This window comes from Halopseudomonas yangmingensis, assembly GCF_900114825.1.
GTDB classification, from domain to species: Bacteria; Pseudomonadota; Gammaproteobacteria; order Pseudomonadales; family Pseudomonadaceae; genus Halopseudomonas; species Halopseudomonas yangmingensis.
This window is the reverse complement of the sequence record NZ_FOUI01000008.1, coordinates 30,904-49,846: the sequence shown is the minus strand read 5'-3', so window position 1 is coordinate 49,846 and position 18,943 is coordinate 30,904. Positions and strand designations below refer to the sequence as shown.

Annotated in this window: 13 protein-coding genes; 9 read left to right on the top strand and 4 right to left on the bottom strand. The window is 60.4% G+C overall.

Annotated elements, in window-relative coordinates:
- The first annotated feature begins 281 nt into the window (after nt 1-281).
- The 8 genes from thiI (at nt 282) to BMZ23_RS08860 (ending at nt 11,194) form a co-directional block, all read left to right on the top strand.
- The gene (gene thiI / locus BMZ23_RS08895; protein ID WP_093475699.1) at nt 282-1,730 is read left to right on the top strand and encodes a tRNA uracil 4-sulfurtransferase ThiI; all 1,449 of its coding nucleotides are present in this window, start codon (nt 282-284) and stop codon (nt 1,728-1,730) included.
- A 104-nt stretch (nt 1,731-1,834) separates the two neighbouring features.
- A complete protein-coding gene (gene typA, locus BMZ23_RS08890; protein WP_093475696.1) occupies nt 1,835-3,646 on the top strand; it encodes a translational GTPase TypA in 1,812 nt (603 codons plus the stop codon).
- A gap of 220 nt (nt 3,647-3,866) precedes the next feature.
- Nucleotides 3,867-5,777 carry a TonB-dependent receptor plug domain-containing protein gene (locus BMZ23_RS08885; RefSeq protein ID WP_245748167.1) on the top strand — a complete coding sequence of 637 codons (1,911 nt, stop codon included), beginning with the start codon at nt 3,867-3,869 and terminating at the stop codon, nt 5,775-5,777.
- Nucleotides 5,777-9,745 carry a cobaltochelatase subunit CobN gene (gene cobN, locus BMZ23_RS08880; RefSeq protein WP_093475693.1) on the top strand — a complete coding sequence of 1,323 codons (3,969 nt, stop codon included), beginning with the start codon at nt 5,777-5,779 and terminating at the stop codon, nt 9,743-9,745. Before BMZ23_RS08885 ends, cobN begins: the two co-directional genes overlap by 1 nt.
- A gap of 4 nt (nt 9,746-9,749) precedes the next feature.
- Complete coding sequence (locus BMZ23_RS08875) at nt 9,750-10,307, top strand: MotA/TolQ/ExbB proton channel family protein (RefSeq protein WP_093475690.1); 558 nt, start codon at nt 9,750-9,752, stop codon at nt 10,305-10,307.
- Nucleotides 10,308-10,312: 5 nt separating this feature from the next.
- The gene (locus BMZ23_RS08870; RefSeq protein ID WP_218143584.1) at nt 10,313-10,618 is read left to right on the top strand and encodes a DUF2149 domain-containing protein; all 306 of its coding nucleotides are present in this window, start codon (nt 10,313-10,315) and stop codon (nt 10,616-10,618) included.
- 16 nt (nt 10,619-10,634) lie between these two features.
- Nucleotides 10,635-10,814: a hemin uptake protein HemP gene (hemP, locus tag BMZ23_RS08865; protein ID WP_143069579.1), complete on the top strand. Its 180-nt coding sequence runs from the start codon at nt 10,635-10,637 to the stop codon at nt 10,812-10,814.
- Between the two features lie 125 nt (nt 10,815-10,939).
- Nucleotides 10,940-11,194, top strand: a complete 255-nt coding sequence (locus BMZ23_RS08860; RefSeq protein ID WP_093475682.1) for an EexN family lipoprotein — start codon at nt 10,940-10,942, stop codon at nt 11,192-11,194.
- Between the two features lie 68 nt (nt 11,195-11,262).
- Here the strand turns inward: BMZ23_RS08860 and BMZ23_RS08855 are convergent, their stop codons facing one another.
- The 4 genes from BMZ23_RS08855 to BMZ23_RS08840 all read right to left on the bottom strand — a co-directional run bounded on the left by BMZ23_RS08855 (nt 11,263) and on the right by BMZ23_RS08840 (nt 17,783).
- Entirely contained in the window at nt 11,263-12,339 is a 1,077-nt protein-coding gene (locus tag BMZ23_RS08855; protein ID WP_093475679.1) for a hypothetical protein, read from the bottom strand.
- Nucleotides 12,340-12,439: 100 nt separating this feature from the next.
- A complete protein-coding gene (locus tag BMZ23_RS08850; protein ID WP_093475676.1) occupies nt 12,440-14,770 on the bottom strand; it encodes a hypothetical protein in 2,331 nt (776 codons plus the stop codon).
- A 319-nt stretch (nt 14,771-15,089) separates the two neighbouring features.
- Entirely contained in the window at nt 15,090-16,997 is a 1,908-nt protein-coding gene (locus BMZ23_RS08845; RefSeq protein WP_093475673.1) for an autotransporter domain-containing SGNH/GDSL hydrolase family protein, read from the bottom strand.
- Between the two features lie 132 nt (nt 16,998-17,129).
- The gene (locus BMZ23_RS08840) at nt 17,130-17,783 is read right to left on the bottom strand and encodes a TVP38/TMEM64 family protein (RefSeq protein WP_093475670.1); all 654 of its coding nucleotides are present in this window, start codon (nt 17,781-17,783) and stop codon (nt 17,130-17,132) included.
- A gap of 155 nt (nt 17,784-17,938) precedes the next feature.
- Here BMZ23_RS08840 and BMZ23_RS08835 point away from each other — a divergent pair, with 155 nt between their 5' ends.
- The gene (locus BMZ23_RS08835; protein ID WP_143069578.1) at nt 17,939-18,913 is read left to right on the top strand and encodes an META domain-containing protein; all 975 of its coding nucleotides are present in this window, start codon (nt 17,939-17,941) and stop codon (nt 18,911-18,913) included.
- Nucleotides 18,914-18,943 lie beyond the last annotated feature (30 nt).

Genomic DNA, 18,943 nt, shown 5'->3' with positions numbered 1-18,943 from the left:
AGGTCCGCAGATCCGCTTGTAGTGCTAGCAGCAAAAGCTGTGCCAGAGTGTTTTGCATGCCTGAAACAGCGCTGTCTGGCGGTTTGGCTGCCTTGCGGGCGGGCACTTCAACCGTGCGACAGATCCATAATGGTGCAGTCGGTGGGCAGCGTGCACCAAATCAATGCGCATCATACCCTGCCGGCCGGCTTTTCATAGTCTCTGCCGGCTATCAGGGGGATTCGTCAGCACCGGTCTGGTGCCGTTATAATGCGCCGCTTTTGCGCAGCCCGTTGCCCACCATGAAACTGATCATCAAGTTCTTCTCCGAAATCACCATCAAGACCCCACAGGTGCGCAAGCGCTTCGTCAAGCAGCTGAAGGTCAATCTCAAGGCCTTACTGCAGCCGATTGACCCCGAGGCGCGGGTGAATGGCACATGGGACAGCCTGGAGGTGCAAACCGGCGATGACCCTCAGCGCCAGGCCGCGGTGATCAAGCGGCTGTGCAACACCCCCGGTATCTCGCATATTCACGAAGTGCACGAATACCCGCTGACCACGCTGGACGATCTGGCCGAGCTGTGTGTTGCGCAGTTTGGCGAGCAGGTGCGTGGCAAGGTATTTGCCGTGCGTTGCAAGCGTGTCGGCCGTGATCACCCGTTCAGCTCGCCGGAAGTGGCTGCCTACCTCGGCAGCCAGTTGCGCCAGCGCTGTGGTGCCGCCGGCATCTCGCTGAAGCAGCCGGAGGTAGTGGTCAATGTGGAGATTCGCGAGCAGCGGGTATTTCTGATCGAGACCCGCCACGAGGGCATGGGTGGCTTCCCGCTGGGCACCATGGAACCGGTACTGAGCCTGATGTCCGGCGGGTTCGATTCCACCGTGGCCAGCTACCGCATGCTGCAGCGCGGCCTGCTGCCCCACTTCGTATTCTTCAATCTGGGTGGGCGCGCCCATGAGATCGGCGTGCGGCAGATCGCTCATGAGCTGTGGCAGCGCTATGCCGCCAGCCATCGCCTGCGTTTTATCAGTGTGCCGTTCGAGGAAGTGGTTGGCGAAATTCTGAAGAATGTCGACAACAGCCAGATGGGGGTGGTGCTCAAGCGCATGATGCTGCGCGTGGCCGACCGCATTGCCTGGCGGCTGAACATGGACGCACTGGTTACCGGCGAGGCGATTGCCCAGGTGGCCAGCCAGACGCTGCCTAACCTGGCGGTTATCGACAAGGCCTGCGAGCGGCTGGTGCTGCGCCCGCTGATCGCCACCAGCAAGCGCGAGATCATCGACACCGTGCGCGCCATCGGCATGGAGCAGATGTGCACGGCGATTCCCGAATACTGCGGCATCATTTCAGTCAGTCCGGCAATCCGCACCACAGTGGCGCGTGTCGAGGAGGCCGAAGCGGCGTTTGATTTCAGCGTGCTGGAGGCTGCACTGCAACGGGTCACCATCACCGACTGCCGCGATCTGCAGCTGGAAGCCGGCACTGACATAGAAGTGGTCGAGCAGCCGCTGACCGGACAGATCGTTCTCGACATCCGCACCCCGGACGAGCAGGAGGCCGCTCCCCTGCGGCTGGAAGGTATTGAAGTGCGCTGCATTCCGTTCTTTGAGCTGTCGCGCCGGTTTGCCGAACTGGACCCGGCGCGCATGTACCTGCTGTATTGTGATCGTGGTCTGATGAGCCGCATGCACGCACAAAATCTGCTGGATAGCGGGCACCTGAATGTGCGGGTGTTGCGCAAGGGCTGACGTCACTTGCACAAAAAACACACACTGTCACGCATTGATCTGTATAATGCCCAACCTCTTTTTTCAGACCGCCGGCCGTCGGCCGCGCCATCAGGACCATCATAGTGATTGAGAATCTGCGCAACATCGCCATTATCGCCCACGTTGACCACGGCAAGACCACGCTGGTCGACAAGCTGCTCAGATTGTCGGGCACCCTGGACCGCAAGGAAGCCGAAGGCGAGCGGGTGATGGACTCCAACGACCAGGAAAAGGAACGCGGCATTACCATCCTGGCGAAGAACACCGCTCTGAAGTGGAACGGCTACAACATCAACATCGTTGACACCCCCGGCCACGCCGACTTTGGTGGCGAAGTAGAGCGCGTGATGTCGATGGTCGACTCGGTGCTGCTGGTGGTTGACGCCCAGGACGGCCCGATGCCGCAGACCCGCTTCGTTACCCAGAAGGCCTTCAAGGCCGGCCTGCGTCCGATCGTGGTGATTAACAAGATTGACCGCCCCGGCGCTCGTCCGGACTGGGTGGTAGATCAGATCTTCGACCTGTTCGACAACCTCGGCGCCACTGACGAGCAGCTGGACTTTCCGATTGTCTACGCCAGCGCCCTGAACGGCATTGCCGGCCTTGATCACGAAGCCATGGACGACAATATGGATGCGCTGTTTCAGGCCATCGTCGACCATGTGCCGGCGCCCAGCGTCGATCTGGATGGCCCGTTCCAGATGCAGATTTCCCAGCTTGACTACAACAGCTTCCTTGGCGTGATCGGTATCGGTCGTATCGCTCGTGGCCGCATCACCGCCAACTCGCCGGTCACCGCGATCGGCGCCGATGGCAAGAAGCGCAACGGCCGCATCCTCAAGATCATGGGTCACTCCGGTCTGCAGCGCGTCGAAGTGCAGGAAGCCGAAGCCGGCGATATCGTCTGTGTCAGCGGTATGGACGAGCTGTACATCTCCGACACCCTGTGTGATCAGAGTGCGGTCGAAGCCCTGCCGGCCCTGACCGTTGACCAGCCGACCGTGAGCATGACCTTCCAGGTCAACGACTCGCCGTTCGCCGGCAAGGAAGGCAAGTTTGTCACCAGCCGCAACATCAAGGAGCGTCTGGAGAAGGAGCTGCTGCACAACGTTGCCCTGCGCGTCGAAGATACCGGCAGCCCGGACAAGTTCAAGGTTTCCGGTCGTGGTGAGCTGCACCTGTCGGTACTCATCGAAACCATGCGCCGTGAAGGCTTCGAGATGGCCGTCGGCCGTCCGGAAGTGGTGATCATCGAAGTCGACGGCGAGAAGCAGGAGCCCTACGAAAACGTCACCATCGACATCGAAGAGCAGCATCAGGGGCCGATCATGGAGCAGATGGGCCTGCGCAAGGGCGATCTGACCAACATGATCCCCGACGGCAAGGGTCGTATCCGCCTGGAATACACCATTCCGGCGCGCGGCCTGATCGGCTTCCGTAACAACTTCCTGACCCTGACCTCGGGCACCGGCATCCTTACCAGCACTTTCAGCCACTATGGCCCGATCAAGGCCGGTGAAGTGACCAGCCGGCAGAACGGCGTACTGGTCTCGATGGCCACCGGCACCGCGCTGACCTATTCGCTGGAAACCCTGCAGGCACGTGGCAAGCTGTTCCTCGAGCCGGGCCAGGATATTTACGAAGGTCAGCTGGCAGGCATTCATACCCGCGACAACGACCTGGTGATTAACCCCACCAAGGGCAAGAAACTCGACAACATGCGCGCCTCCGGCAAGGATGAAGTCATCGCCCTGGTGCCGCCGATCAAGTTCACCCTGGAGCAGGCGCTGGAATTTATTGCCGACGACGAACTGGTCGAAGTGACGCCCAAGTCGATCCGCCTGCGCAAGAAGATCCTCGACGAGAATCAGCGCAAGCGCGCTAGCAAGAGCTGATTCCGGCACCCATAAGAAACCCGCTGAACGGTAACGTCAGCGGGTTTTTTGTTGCGTCAAAATGACGCATTCAGAGTGTTTTTTCTCATTGCAAATGAGAATGATTGTATTTAATATCCCGTCCCGATATTGAACCTGTGTCGACACTTGCTGTCGCGCACCCATCGCCAGCCAGGGCGCCGCCCAAGCCAGCCGCAAACGACTCATCGTGAGGATGTATATGCGAACGCCGGCATTGACCCTGGCCTGTCTGATGGCCTCTGCGGCCCAGGCGGCCCCAGTAACCGAACTGAACCCCACCGTGGTGACAGCATCACGTACCAGCCACAGTCTGGCTGAAGCGCCGGCAAGCATGACGGTGATCACGGCGGAACAAATCCGCGCCCGTGGCGCCAGTAATTTGTTGGAGGCACTGCGGGGTATTCCCGGTCTGACCCTTAACGGGCGCCAGGTGGGTGGCCGCAAGACCCTGAGCATCCGTGGTGCCCAGGACCGCCACACGTTGATCCTGATCGATGGCCGGCGCATCAGCGCCTCGGACGACACCATTGGTCATTCTGACTACCAGTATGGTTGGGTGGCGATGGATCAGATCGAGCGGATTGAGGTGGTGCGTGGCCCGATGTCGGCACTGTATGGCTCGGAAGCGGTCGGCGGCGTGATCAACATCATTACCCGCAAGGGTGCTCCGCAGTGGCATGGCAGCCTGAGCCTGCGTGGCGACCTGGGTGAGGGGGCGGCGGCAGAGGGGCATCAGATGTCGGCGCATCTGGCCGGGCCGCTGGGCGGCGCATTTGACCTGGCATTGGGTGTGGAAGACCAGCGTCGCTCGCCAACACCGCGACCGGAAAATACCCGGCTTAGCGATATTGAAGGGCAGGACCGTCAGAGCGCTACGCTGCGGCTGGGCTTCAACCCTACGGACAACCAGCGGCTGCAGCTGGATGTGCTGCGTACCGATGAGAAACGCCGCCGGCATTCGCAGAATGTGCGGCTGCCGGGCCAGCCCTACTTTCTCGATACCTACGACCTCGAGCGCCGACAGGATGCGTTGACCTGGCAGGCCGACTGGACGGCATTGCGCTCAGAGCTGCGCTACAGCGAAGCGGAGCTGGACGTCAGCAACAGCCGTACCAACAATGTGGCACCGACTCGCCCGCAAATGCTGCGAGACAAGGTCTGGGACGGTCATGTCGGCTTCGATCTGGGAGAGCGTCAGTCGCTGATAGTGGGGGCCGAGCAGCGTGATGAGTTTCTGGAAAATGCTGGCCTTGAAGGTGGCTCAGACAGTGTTACGCACAAGGCGCTGTATCTGCAGGACGAAGTGCTGCTGGCCGATGATTGGGCCATGACCCTGGGAGCCCGCCTGGACCGGCACGGCATCTTTGGTAGCGAAACCAGCCCGCGCGCCTATCTGGTCTGGCGTGCCAGTCCGCAACTGGTAATCAAGGGCGGTTATGGCGAAGCCTTCCGCGCGCCAACGCTGAAGCAGATCTCTCCGAATTATGTCGGCGCCGAGGGGCCGCACAGCTTCCTTGGTAATGCCGACGTCAAACCGGAGACCAGTCGATCCTTTGAAATCGGTGCTGACTGGCGCGATGCTCGCAGCCTGTATACAGCGACCGTGTTTCGTAATGAGATCAAGGATCTGATCTATACCAACCTGTTGCGCCGCGAAGGCACGCGTGCCATCTATCAGTACGACAACATTTCCAGGGCCCGGATTGACGGACTGGAAATCCAGCTGCGGCGTGAACTGGGAGCCGGTTTTGCCGTGGCCAGCAGCCTGACCTTCCTGGATGCCAGGGACCGTGATACTGACGAGAAGCTGACCGGACGCGCGGAATTCAGCGCCATGCCCTCGCTGGAATGGCAGCAGGGGCCCTGGCAAGCCCGGCTGGAATGGGAGCATGTCGGCAACCAGACGCTCAAGAACAGTGCCGGAGCGCTCAAACGGGCACCCGAGTACAACCTGGTCAATCTGGGTGGCAGCTACCGGTTTGACCATGGGCTGATACTGCGTGCCGGTGTGCGCAACGCCACAGATCTGCGTCTGGAAGACAAGTCCGATCTGTTTGGCTACGCGGAAGAGAGTCGCACCCTCTGGCTGGGACTGGAGGCGAGCTTCTGATGCGCCACTGGAAGCAACAGGCACGTCTGGTGGTTGCGCTGTTGTGCTGTTGCCTGCTGCCGGCACTGCCGGCACAGGCCGCGCAACGCGTGCTGATGCTGGGTGTGGCACCGGTACAGCCGGGCAAGTTCGAGCACATGGTGCCGCTGGCGGCTGAAGCGGGTTTCGAGCTGGAGTACCGGTTTCTTGATCGTGAGGAATATGGCCCACTGCAGCCTGAACAACTGACCCACGATCTGATTGTGGTTGATGCGCCCTACGGCCCTGCGCTGGCCGCTGCCCAGCAGCATCTGCAACCGCTTTTACCGCAGCTGCAGCAGCCATGGCTGTGGTTGCGGGCTGATGGCAGTCGCGGTGAGGGGCTGGATGCGCAGCGCATAGCTGTTCTGGAGCAGTACTACCGACAGGGCGGCGAGCATAACTACCGGGGCTTCTTCTGCCGCCTGGCCGCACAGACGCCGGAGGAAGCTGACAGCTGCCCGGTGCTGCGCGAATTTCCCTCGGCTGCACTCTACCACCCGCAACTGCCAGGCGATGTGTTTGCGGACCTGCCCGCTTTTCTGGACTGGAAGGGTATAGCTGCCGATGATTCACGCCCGCTGGTGGTTGTGCTGTTCCACAAGGCGTCGATGGACAACGGCCTGACCGCACACCTCGACGCCCTGTTGCACAGGCTTGAGCAGGGCGGCGCAATTGCCGTAGGCCTGTACAGTGCCACACTGGCCCAGGGTGAGATCCAGCAGCTGCTGATGGTTGATCAGCAGCTGCGCGCCAATGTGCTGATCAGCATGCAGATCATGCTTAACGCCGAAGGACGTCGTAGCGAGTTCGAGGAACTGGGTCTGCCGGTACTGCAGGCACTGACTTACCGGCGTGGCGAGCAACAGGACTGGGAGCAGGATGCGGTGGGCCTGCCAACGCAGGATATACCCTTCTATCTGGCGCAACCGGAATATGCCGGGCTGATCGACCCGCTGGTATTTGCCGCCGTGCGCCAATCTGACGGTGAAATGCTGGCGATTGACCGGCAGTTGTCAGCTGTCAGCAACAAGGCCATGCGACTGGCGCGCCTGCAGCAACTGCCGAACGGGCAAAAGCGCCTGGCATTGTTCTTCTACAACTACCCGCCCGGCGAAAAAAACCTGGGTGCCTCCTTCCTCAACGTGCCGCGCAGCCTGGAGCGGCTGTTGCCAGCGTTGGCTGAGGCTGGCTACGAGGTGGAAGGCCGTGACGAACAGCAATTGATCGACAGCCTGACCCGTCTGCTTGGTCCCTTGTACCGCGATGACCGCCGTGCCGACCTGCTTGACCCACAGGTGGCCGCACGCTTGCCCTTGCAGGACTATCTGGACTGGTTCGGGCAACTACCGCAGGGCCTGCAGGATGACATCACCGGACGCTGGGGGCCGCCGGAGCAGGCCGGCCTGTTACTGCGCGACGGCGCAGAGGCATTCTTTGCCATCCCGCGCCTGCAACTCGGGCAGCTGGCAATACTGCCGCAGCTGCCGCGCGGTGAAGCCGAACAGGATCGTGAGCGGGCGCTTTACCATGACACCCGCACGCCCCCCTCACACAGCTACCTGGCCGGCTACCTGTGGGCGCGCGAAAGCTTTGCCAGCGACGCACTGATCCATTTCGGCACCCACGGCACCTATGAATGGCAGCCAGGCAAGGAACGTGGGCTGGACGTGCTCGACTACCCCTACCTGACGGTGGGCGATGTGCCGGTTCTCTACCCCTATATCGTCGACAACATCGGTGAAGCACTGCAGACCAAGCGCCGTGGTCGGGCCGTCACCATCAGCCACAACACCCCGGCCTTCTCCCCGGCCGGTTTGCACGGCACTCTGGTGGAGATCCATGACCTGCTGCATGACTGGATGCAGATGACCGAAGGCGAGGTGCGTGACGTCACGGCAACCGACATCATCCGGCATGTAGTAGCCGAGAACCTGCATCTGGACATGGGTGTTACTGAGGCGCAGGCCCGTGCTGAATTCGGCCATTTTGCCGAGCAGCTGCATGATCATGTGCACGAGCTGGCGCTGGACAACCAGCCACTTGGACTGGCGACCTTCGGCCAGCCATCGGAGCCCGACTTGCGACTGCTGACATTGTTGCAAATGCTCGGGCGGCCCCTGCTGGAACAGCTTGATCCCGAGGGCCCGGAAGAACAACTGGTGGACGACTACCAGAAAATCCAGCAGACCCCGGCCTGGCAACTGCTGGACCGGCATGTGCGCAACGCCGAGCCCTGGACTGGCGATGACGACATGGCTGCGCTGCTGACGCAGGCGCGCGACTGGTGGCAACTGTTGGGCGACAACCGCGAAATTGCCGGCCTGCTGACGGGCCTGCAGGGGCGACACCTGCCGGTGTCCTATGGTGGCGACCCGATCAAGAACCCGGACAGTCTGCCGACCGGACGCAACCTGTATGGTTTCGATCCGTCGCGCATTCCCACCCCGCAGGCCTGGGAAGCCGGACGCCAGGCCGCCGAACGGCTGCTGCAGACCCACCTGGAGAGCCACGGTGAATACCCGCAAAAGCTGGCCTTCTCGCTCTGGTCAGTGGAAACCATGCGGCATTTCGGCATTCTTGAGGCGCAGGTGTTTGCCCTGCTCGGTTTTGAGCCGCAGTGGGACGCTGGCGGACGGGTGGTCGGCATTCGCGCCATCGAGCGTCAGGCGCTCGGCCGGCCACGGGTGGATACGGTGATTTCCGCCACCGGTCTGTATCGCGATCATTTCCCCAACGTCATGCACTGGCTGGCCCAGGCCGCCGAGCAGGCCGCCTTGCTGGATGAACACGACAACGCCGTGGCACAGAATAGCCAGCGCATCGAACAGCAGTTGCTGGATGCCGGCTGGGAACTGTCCGAAGCACGCCTGGCTGCGCGCACCCGGATCTTCTCGTCCGCCTCCGGTGCCTATGGTACCGGACTGGACGATGCCACCCTGGCCAGCGACAGTTTCGGTGAGACGGACGACGGCGGTCAGGATCGCCACGCCGGCGACGCCAAATTGGCGGAGCTCTACCTGCAGCGCATGCAATATGCCTACGGGCCGGATAGCCAGCGCTGGGGCCAGAAGAGTGACCTCAACCTGTATGCCGAGCACCTGCGCGGTACCCAGGGCGCGATACTGTCACGCTCCTCCAACCTGTACGGCATGCTCACCACCGACGATCCCTTCCAGTACCTTGGCGGCATTGGCCTGGCGGTTCGCCACCTGGATGGCAGCTCCCCGCAGTTGTACATCAGCAACTTGCGTGACAGCGCCCAGGCCCGGGTGGAAACCGCCGCCGGCTTTCTCGCCCGCGACCTGCGCGCCCGCTACTTCCATCCCGGCTGGATAAGCCGCATGCAAAAGGAGGGCTACAGCGGCACGCTGGAAGTGCTGGGCACGGCCAACAACCTCTGGGGCTGGCAGGTCACCGCACCGGAAACCGTGCGTGATGACCAGTGGCAAGAGTTCAAGGCGGTGTATGTGGATGACAAATATCAACTTGATGTCAACCAGTGGTTTGAACAGCACAACCCGCATGCCCAGGCGCAAATGATCGAACGCCTGCTGGAGGCCGCCCGCAAGGAATACTGGTCAACCGATGCTGACACCCTGCAGCAACTGGCAGAGCGTTGGCAGGCGCTTGCCGAGCGCTTCGATGTGCGCAGCGACAATCCGCGTTTCAACCAGTTCGTCGGTGCTGCGGCGGCCGGCTATGGCCTGCAGCCAGCGGCCTGGCAGCCTGACAGTACCGCAGAGGCAGTGGCGGGCAGTCAGGCCGAATTGCAGAGGGTGCAAGGTCAGCGACTGCAGCCCCAGGCCGAAGCCGCACAGGCCGACCCTCAGCCGCTTGACGCAACGCCCTTGCTGGCCATGTTGCTGATGCTGCTGGCACTGGCCGCTGGCGCCGTGCGCCAGTCTCGCCAGGGCACAAGCCCTCTTTTCACTTCACGGAGCCAATAATCTAATGACCATCCAATACCTGATCGAATCGGCGCTCTACAGTGCCAGTCAGTTGTTCATGCTGCCGGTGTTGCTGGCAGTACTGCTGATGTTTTTCTATGCCTTCTACGCGGTTGGCGCCTTTCTCTGGCAAAGCCGCCAGCGTCGCCAGCAACTACCGGCCGCCTACGACCTGCTGGCCAGTTGGCAGACCAGTCCGCAGATGAGCGCGGTCGAGCTGGAAGCCCTGGCTTTCAAGCGCCTTGAAGCGCCGCGCATCGTTACCCGGGTGACCCCCATGCTCGGTCTGGTAGCCACCATGATTCCCATGGGGCCAGCAATCAAATCCCTTGCAGATGGCCAGCTGGCGCAGGTCAGCGATCACCTCACGGTCGCCTTCTCGGCAGTGATTCTGTCGCTGGTCGCCGCCTCGCTGACCTACTGGGTGGTTAATGTGCGCCGCCGCTGGTATGCCGAGGAACTGGTGATGATCGAACAGGCCCAGCGCGGCGCATCAAACACAGCGCCGCTTGCGGCTGGCCTGCCGGATGCTGCCCATGATCTGGTCACGGAGACCGCCTGATGAGCCTGCGCCTGCTTGAAGAAGCCGAAGCCGATGACCCGATTCTGTCGGTGGTCAACCTGATCGACGTATTCCTGGTGATCATCGCTGCCCTGTTGCTGGCAGTGGCCAACAACCCGGTCAGTCCGTTCACCCAGGAAGACTTCACCCTGATCAAGAACCCCGGCCAGGCCAACATGGAAATCCTCATCAAACAGGGTGAAACCCTTGAGCATTACACCGCCAGCGGAGAAATCGGTGAAGGTGAGGGCGCCCGCGCCGGCATCGCCTACCGCCTGCAGGACGGCTCAATGATCTATGTCCCGGAATAAAGGCAAGGAGCAACCCATGCACAACCACCCCCTGCGCACAGAGCACTGCGCACTACCAGCCCACAGCATCAGCCCACCCCGCTGTCTGCCGCTGCGCAGCCTGCTGGGTGAGCGCAACGAGCTGCTGATTGAGCATAACGGCAGTTACTACTGCCTGCGCCTGACCCGGCAGAACAAGCTGATACTGACCAAGTAGGCTGCAGCAGTCGCGCGAACGGTAGCGCAGCTACAGGCCGGCTTACTGGTCTTTTCTGTATAAAGCTGCAACACTTTTGGCGCGCTTGCAGGAGCGCAGATAAATCACAACAAGGAAGCCTACGCATGCTGAAGAAAATCGCCCTGATTGCTGTCCCCGCGCTGCTGCTTGCCGCCTGCGGTGGAGAGCCGACCAAGCAGGACTTTATCGACAAGCCCGAGCTGATGGAAAAGTACGCCGAGCAATGCACGAAAGAGATGATGCAGGGCAAGCCCAGCGACGTCTGCAGTGCGATGCTGGAGGCCCAGCAGGAAATGCTCGGCAACATGCTCAAAGGCATGATGGAGCAATTCCAGATGCATGAGGGTGCTGGTCAGTAAGCCTTTTCAGTGTCGGTCACATAGCTGCACGCCTTGATCCGTGTAGGTTCAAGGCGTGCAGCACCGGGCTAGTAACGGATTTGTCCGGCAATGTGCAATTGCAGGGCTTTGGCTTTCTGGTAGTCGGTGTCATCGGCACGCAGCAGCACCTGCAGGTATTTGCTGTTGACGCCAAGTCCGAATGCGTCTGCGCCAAAATCATAGCTGGCTTGCAGGGTCGCGTGCTTCAGGTGCCAGTTCAGCGCGGCACGTGGGAACAGGTGTTCGTCGTAGGAGAAAATCTCGCCAGTAAGACTCCACTCGGGTGCCATTCGATAGCTGCTGCCAAGGGTGTAGCGTGCGGGCAAGCGCTGGGTGTGGTCACGGTAGCCCTCAAACCCGCTTACCGCAGGACGGAAGCTGATGGTGCCGTCCGGGTTGTAGCTGGCGCGGTCTGTGGTGGCATCGGCAACGGTATAGGTGAGGTTGTTCCAGCGGATTGCTGAATACAGGTCCCTACCGTGCAGCCAGGCATTCAGCTGCGAGTTGATTTGCCAGTCCAGATCCAGATCCAGGCTCCAGCCGCGACCTTTCACCGACTGCTTGGCACGCTTGAGCAGCTTGTCTTCCGAATAGTTGTAATCAAGATCCAACTGGCCGCTGTAATTGCCTGCTTCGGTTGCCACGGCACCGCGCAGGCTGCCATCCTGCATTTCTGTGGCGCTAAGGTAGTTGGCGCGTGTGCGCAGATCGAGGCCGGGGCGGATATTGAACACATAACCTATGCCCAGACCTTGCGAGCGCAGGTGATTGGCATCCAGCTCAACCTTGTAAACCTTGCCTTCCTGGTAAGGTTGGCGGTTCTTGTCCAGATAGATCAGCTGCGCGGTGTCCTTGTCGAACTCCAGATAGTAGTCGTAGCGCCAGAAGGCAGCGAACTCCCAGTTGTTCCAGTGCTGACTGATCTCGAACTGGTTATGGGTGAAGGCAAAGTCACCGGCGTTGATCGGTTTGCCCTTGAGGCCGTCTATCACCTGCTTGATCGGCGCAATGTCGCTATAGCTGATGCTGTGCAGGCTGGATCGGGTCTCAAAGCGGTTGTCAGCCTGGGCATGGCTGGCCGCCAGCAGGGCGATGGCCAGCGACAGGCGAATGGGGTGTTGCATGATCGGTTTCCTGTGGGGTTGGACACGGCAAGGGGGAGGCAAAGCCTCCCCCCTGACTCAAGCGTTACTGTGCGGGTAGGCCCCAGGAGGCCTGCCACACTCAGTACATCTCGAAGCTGCCATCGCTGTAACGGATGCGAATGGCACCGGTAGCGTTGTCAACCGTAGCGAACTGCTTACCGCTCTGGGCGATGATGCCCGACTGGCTGCGGTCGGCTTTTTCGGTCAGGGTCATCAGCACACCGTTATGGTTGCCCAGAGTAGCGGTTTTGCTGCCCTGTGCATCCTTGCCGAGGTACTTCAGCTCCAGCGCCATGCCGTTCTCATAGGCAAGCTTGGCGTCACCGGTAAAGCTGTTGAGTCCGTCATTGACGGCATTCAGGGTCACCTTGATTGGCGAGCTGCCCTGCATATTCAGATCGAAGGTAATTGCCAGGTTGGCTACCGGTGCGCTGCTGCCGTATTGGGACCACTTGCAGACTTCGCTGTCATACCAGAAGTCGCTGGTATTGGAGTATGAATAGTCAAACGACTTGTCACAGCCATAGCCTGCATTGGCAATGTTGAACCGGGCTGTGGCCTTGAGCTCGTTGGTGGCATTGGACAGGGTGCCGGACAGGCCAAGGCCCAGACGGTTGGTGCTGGCATTCCAGATGTCGCGTTCGCTGTATTCGCCAGACCATGAACCTGTTGTAAAGTTGTCGTTCCAGTCGCCATTCGCTGAGTACGAACTATTGAATAGCAAGGTATCTACATCCAGCTCTAGCTTGCCAATGAAGGTCACGCTGTCAGCTACAAGCGCTACGTCCAGCAGTGTATCTAAACTGCGCCAGGTGCTGTTGAATCTCTCGGTATCCTGATAGCTACTGCTTGAGCCAGTGTCGTTATAGTCATATTCACTGCTCCACTGATCTTCGCCGTCCACCTCAACGGAGCCCTTGAGCTTGGAGCCAGGCTTGACGGTCAGGCTGACCTTGTTGCTGCTGACGCTGCCCTGCACCGTAGCATCCAGACTGATGGTTCCCTGCTCAGACCAGCTGCCCGAGTTGTCTTCGTAGCTTTCCTGTTCTTCGATGTCGTAGACGTAGACCACGTTGGCAGTCAGGTCGATAGTGACAGGAACGTCACGCACGCCCAGATCGTCTTCAAGTTGCACAGTGACGGTTTGCTTGACGCTGTAGGCATTGCCGCTGCGGGTGACTGTCAGCCCGGCGATTTCAAGGCTGGTGGCTGTGGTTTCTTCGCTGCCCACCTGCTCGGCAAAGGTGGCAATGGCACCCAGCGCGTTGCCAGTGGCCTTGGTGACAACACGGATGTCATCGTTGTTCAGTTCGCCAACCAGCTCCACCTGATCGGCAAAGGCTTGGGCATTTTCTTCCAGAACGGCCAGGTTGCTGAGGTCACGAACCTGCTGGACAAACTGCTTGGTAGCAACCAGTCCTGTCGAGCCCAGGTTCGGTGGCGCGGTACCCTGGCTGGGCTCGGTAGAGCCATTTTCGGTCTTGTCGGTGGCTGTATTATCTATTTCAGTTTTGACTTCATTCAGGCTGGCTGGCAGTTCAATGTTTGCTTCTGCGGCAACCTTCTCAATTTCAGCAACCAGCGCGGCGGCGGCCTTGAGGATTTCGTCAAGCGAGGTGGCAGAGCCTGTGTCAGCGAGGCCCGTTTCCACATAGCTGTCAGTAAAGGCCGCGAGTGCTTCCAGCATGTTCTTGCCCGGGGCCTGGGCCACTGCGGCTGTTAGCAGGCTGTATTGCAGGCTTTTTTTGTCGGCTGCAGCGACGGCTTCGGGGTTTGTGATGTCGATCACTTTCACGCCCAGCAGGGATGCATCGTTAAAGCCAAAACGGTTGGAAATCTGGGCGTTGCTGGCCAGCGCTGCAGCTGCCGGGCCTTCAGTGGCAAGACCATTTTTCAGATTGCTCAGAGCAAGGTTTGCGGCAATGCTGGTCAGCGAGGAGGGATAAATTGACGCCTCGCTGGAGCTGACGCCGGGGGTAATGGCAAGCAGTTTGAAGTCTTCAGGGGCTTCGAAATTGTCGCCAAAAACGATTGCTTCCTTGCCGTCACTCGCGGGCACACAGATCGCGAGGTCACAACGAATCAGCGTGCCATCCTTGCTGGTGACCTCGATCAGAAGCGGGGTGTTTTGCGGCAGGCCCGTCAGGCTATAGCTGCCATTGGTAGCGCTGGTGGTGGTTTCAGCGACAGCGCTCAGCTTCTCACCGGCGTTATCAAGGGTCCAGGCCTTGACCACACCATCCAGCACAATGCCCTTGGCAACGGTACCCTCAACAGAACTGGTGGATGCTGTTGGAGGGGTAGTGCTGCCACCACCACCACCACCACCGCCGCCGCCGCCAAGGCAGCCAGTCAGGGCGAGGGCGGAGGTTACTGCAATTGCCAAAGGCCATTTTTTCAGATGTTTCATGCACTTTTCCTTGTAAGGCTATGTTGTTACCACGCTTCAGCGTGTGCTTTGTGCCTGATGGTGCAGTTTTACTGCAGGCAGATATCGTTACACCGCCAGTAATGGCTGGTCGGTATCAGATTTTGCCGGGGCAAGCCCTGGATCACCCCGGAGTATAAACAGTCGTATGTCTACCGTGGTAGACAGGTGCGCACAACGCAAGAGTCGGCCAGCACCAGTCTGTTTGAGCATAGCGGCATTTTGCTGGCCAGGGAATTGATTGTGCACAAAAAAAGGGCGACCGCTGGTCGCCCTTTAATACCGAATGTGAAGCAGTTCCTTACCAGTTCCAGCCCAGCGACAGGTTCAGGCCATGCTGGCGGTCGTCGGTGCCACGGAAGTGGTAGCTGGCGCCGACCTGCAGCTCGTTGCCGAGGTCGTGGGTGATGCCTACGGCGCCGGTCAGGTTGGACTTCTCGGGCATGTAGCCAGGCAGGCTGGCGCTGTTGCCGGGGCGGCTGACCAGGCCAGTGCGAACATGAGTGGGGTCGTCCTTCATTTCGCGCTCGGTGGCCAGTTCGGCGTGCCAGGCGGTCTGCTGGTTAAGCTGACGCTTCATTTGCACACCCAGACCAAGGCGCTGGCTGTCACGCTGCTGGTCGCCATAGAACAGGGCGGTGGAGCGGGTGCCAGCTTCGCGATAGCCGTCTACGTCAACCTTGGCGATGTCGGCGCTGATGAAGGGGCTGACCTGCCAGCCGGTACCCGGGTTGGCCAGGTCGTAACCGACGCGGGCAGAGAACGCCAGCAGACTGCCGTCAGTGTCACCCTTTTCCGCGCGCTGGGTGATGCCCAGGGCGAACTGGCGCTTCAGATCGCTGTAGTCGAGATGGCCGTAGCTGAGGCTGGCATCGGCCCAGGCGCGCTCGCGCTGGTATTGGGCAAAGCCGGTCAGCAGGTAGCTGTCCAGTTCATAGGTGGACTTGCTGGCTGTGTCGAGCTTCTGACGTTGCAGGCCAACGGCCAGACCCAGACGCCAGTTGTCATCCAGCCGGTAGCTGCTGCCGAGGGTCAGTTGGGTGCCCTTGCCATCAGCGGAGGGCGTGACCTGGGCATTTTTGAAGTCATTGCGCATTGCGCCGCCGGCCACAAAGCCGTTCCACTTACCGGTTTCCTGCCAGTTGCCGCGCTGGGTTTGCCACTGGCTCTGCAGGTGCTGCTGGTGGCTGGTCAGGCTGGCCAGTCCCATTTCCGGCAGCAGGGTGATTTCAGCAGGGGCGGCGAGGATGGCATACATATAGTCTGCAGTCAGCCGCTGGACGGCATTGGTCGCGTGTACGTCATCATTGAATATCAGTCGGTCAGGGTTGGGTGAGGTGCCGCCTAAGCCAAAGACGGTGTCTCGTAACTCCGGTCCGACGCTAGTACCGCAGCTTGTGAAGCATGTTCTGGTCTGATCAATGTTTGCGAAACCAAAGCTCTCGAGATCGGCATAGACCTCTGTAAGCAGGCCATTGAAGTTAAGACGCAGGATATTACCGCCCAATGCGGCCAGTTGCTGGTCCAGTTCCCGATTGAAATTGGCTGAATTGTTCGATCCAAGGGTGCGTTGACCCCATGCCGTAGCAAAGGGAGTAGGGCCCACGTCCGGTAGATCCGATACCACAATGTACCTGGCACCGGCTTGCTGAAGGGCAGCTACGCCACTAACCAGTGCGGCTGCAGACAGAGTTGGATCAAAGGGTGCTCCAAGCAGTGACTGGATAACATCGTTGCCACCACCATTGATATAGAACAGGGCATTGCGGTCAGCACGGCCAAACTCTGCCAGATAGCCAAGGCGTGCTCCTGGGATGACAGGAGCGGGCGCCGGAACAGACATTGCGGTGGTGATGGAATCGCGGATTTGGTCAGTTGTATATCCACCAACAGCGTAGTTGGTACCCCCGGGAGTCGGGCTTCCACCGACTCTGGCGGGTGCTGATGGCAACGCTTGAAGACCAAGCTGGCTGGCCAGCAGTTGCACGGAAACCTGACCGAAAGACTCTTGCGCTGAGTAGGTTGGGCCTACGCGGTTGGTAAAGCGGTTGCCTGAGGCTGACAAGGGGTTACCTAGATCCGGAAACTGCCCACTATCACTCAGCGAATCACCAAAAATGATCAGTTGCGAGTAGGGTGCTGCGGAAATGCTCATCGGCAGGCTGGCCACGGCAATCGCGGCTGCCAGGGTTTTCAGTGGGTTGTACATTGGGTTGCTGCTCCGTTGCGTTGTTGTTTTTATAGCGCGCACTAGAGTCACTCTGATATTGCGTGCTGTCAACGACTGAAACATTTTTAATTGACGGGTAAAGCTAGCTTAAGTCTCATTTTGATACTTAAGTTACCCGTGTTTCCACAGGCGGCGCAGCAGGCTTCCAGCCAGCATCAGCCCGGCCAGCGCCGCCAACGGCAGCAGGGTGCCCGCTCCCAGTGCCGCTTCGGCCTGACGGGCACTCAGCAGACCGTGCACCGCATGGCTGTAGGCACTCCATTTGATGCCCAGGCCTATCAGTGCTGCCAGCAAAAAGCCGGGCAACGGCAGGCGTAGAACACCCGCAGCAAGATTGATAAAGGCATGGGGAAAGCCGGGCAGGGTGCGCATGGCACACTGGGTGAGAAAATCGCTGCGTCGGGCCAGCAGTTGCAGGATATGCCGTCCACCCCTGCCGGGTCGCCAGTTGTCGCCAAAGGTCATGCCCAGCCGGCGTGCACCGACGGCGCCCAGGATGCTGCCCAGCATCAGCATGGGGACGCTGACAAGTGGCGGGTGGAAAGGCGCGATCAACCAGAAACACAGGCTGCCGGGCAGGCCGACACTCATCAGCAATGCCATGCCCAGGCTGATGCCGAGCAGCGCCAGAGGGTGGCTGGCCAGTGCGGCGCCCCACTGCAGCAGATCGGCTACACTGACCGGCAATAGCGCACCCGCCAACATCAATAACAGCAGCCCCGCGAGCAGCAGGGTTGGCAGGCGCGGATTGAAGCGGGTCAGCATGCAGGCTCCGGGACTGATGGCGAGTTGATCTGCCCAGCATTCATCCCGCAGGTGCGCTCGGCCAGTGATTTTCTGTCACAGCATGTGGCATTGCTTGCAAATGGGCGGGTGTTGCAGCGACCCTAGCAGGAATTGATAGGCGGAGGGCAGGCGTCTTGTTCAAAGGAATGTTGTTGGTATTGGCTGGTGGGTTGTTGGCGGCTTGTCAGCCCGCCGGTCAGGATGCTGTGGATACCGCCGCGCTAAAGGATCAGTCCTCGACACAGGCGCAGTTGCTGTATTGCGGGCGGCTGCCAATCCGTATCGAGTACCGCGATGATCTGTTACTGCTCGAAGAGCGTGGCTTGCAGCGGCAATTGCTGCCGGTGATCAGCGCCTCGGGTGCACGTTTCGAGGCCGAAGGTGATCCGTCTACCTCCTTCTGGAGCAAGGGACAGCAGGGGCAACTGGAGCTCGCCGGCGAGGCCTTTCCTGTGTGCCTGCCGGCTGGCGCTGTTGCGGAGCCTTTTGTTGCTTCCGGTAATGAACCTTTCTGGTCCATTGAACTGGCGGGCGGTGAGTTGACCCTCAGCCGGCTGGACGATGCGCAGCCGCGCTCCATGCCCTACCGCTTCGAACCGGGTGAAAACGGGCTGCTACGGGTGTTGACCGATGCGGATGTGACGCTGGAAATGCGCGAGCAGGTCTGCCACGACAGCATGACCGGTATGCCCAGGCCGCAACAGGTGACGCTGTTGCTGGACGGGCAGCGCCTGCACGGCTGTGGTGGCGACCCCGAGCGTCTGCTGCAGGGGGTGTTGTGGCAGGTGGTGGCGATTGATGGCGAGCCACCGTTGCCGGCATCTCGGGCCAATATGCGGTTCTTTGCCGATGGCCGGCTGGCCGGGCGGGCGTCCTGCAACAATTTTATCGGACGCTATACCCTGAGTGCCGAGGGCCTGGGCATCAGTTCGCCGGCTACCACCATGCGCGGTTGCGAGTTGCCGGTAATGGCGCAGGAGCGGCGGCTGCTGGAACTGTTGGAAGGTGTGCAGTCGCTGGGTTTTGACGGACAGGATGATTTGCTGCTGCAGGGCAGTGCCGGTACCCTGCGGGCCCGACCGTTCAGCGCTGCCGCGGCGGAAGATTGAAAAGCGTATTTACTGATAACGACAAGGGGT

Bases quoted from the DNA above. Each gene is read 5' to 3' on its own strand.
- thiI (WP_093475699.1), top strand. From the start codon at position 282: ATGAAACTGATCATCAAGTTCTTCTCCGAAATCACCATCAAGACCCCA.
- BMZ23_RS08885 (WP_245748167.1), top strand. From the start codon at position 3,867: ATGCGAACGCCGGCATTGACCCTGGCCTGTCTGATGGCCTCTGCGGCC.
- cobN (WP_093475693.1), top strand. From the start codon at position 5,777: ATGCGCCACTGGAAGCAACAGGCACGTCTGGTGGTTGCGCTGTTGTGC.
- BMZ23_RS08875 (WP_093475690.1), top strand. From the start codon at position 9,750: ATGACCATCCAATACCTGATCGAATCGGCGCTCTACAGTGCCAGTCAG.
- hemP (WP_143069579.1), top strand. From the start codon at position 10,635: ATGCACAACCACCCCCTGCGCACAGAGCACTGCGCACTACCAGCCCAC.
- BMZ23_RS08860 (WP_093475682.1), top strand. From the start codon at position 10,940: ATGCTGAAGAAAATCGCCCTGATTGCTGTCCCCGCGCTGCTGCTTGCC.
- BMZ23_RS08855 (WP_093475679.1), bottom strand. From the start codon at position 12,339: ATGCAACACCCCATTCGCCTGTCGCTGGCCATCGCCCTGCTGGCGGCC.
- BMZ23_RS08850 (WP_093475676.1), bottom strand. From the start codon at position 14,770: ATGAAACATCTGAAAAAATGGCCTTTGGCAATTGCAGTAACCTCCGCC.
- BMZ23_RS08845 (WP_093475673.1), bottom strand. From the start codon at position 16,997: ATGTACAACCCACTGAAAACCCTGGCAGCCGCGATTGCCGTGGCCAGC.
- BMZ23_RS08840 (WP_093475670.1), bottom strand. From the start codon at position 17,783: ATGCTGACCCGCTTCAATCCGCGCCTGCCAACCCTGCTGCTCGCGGGG.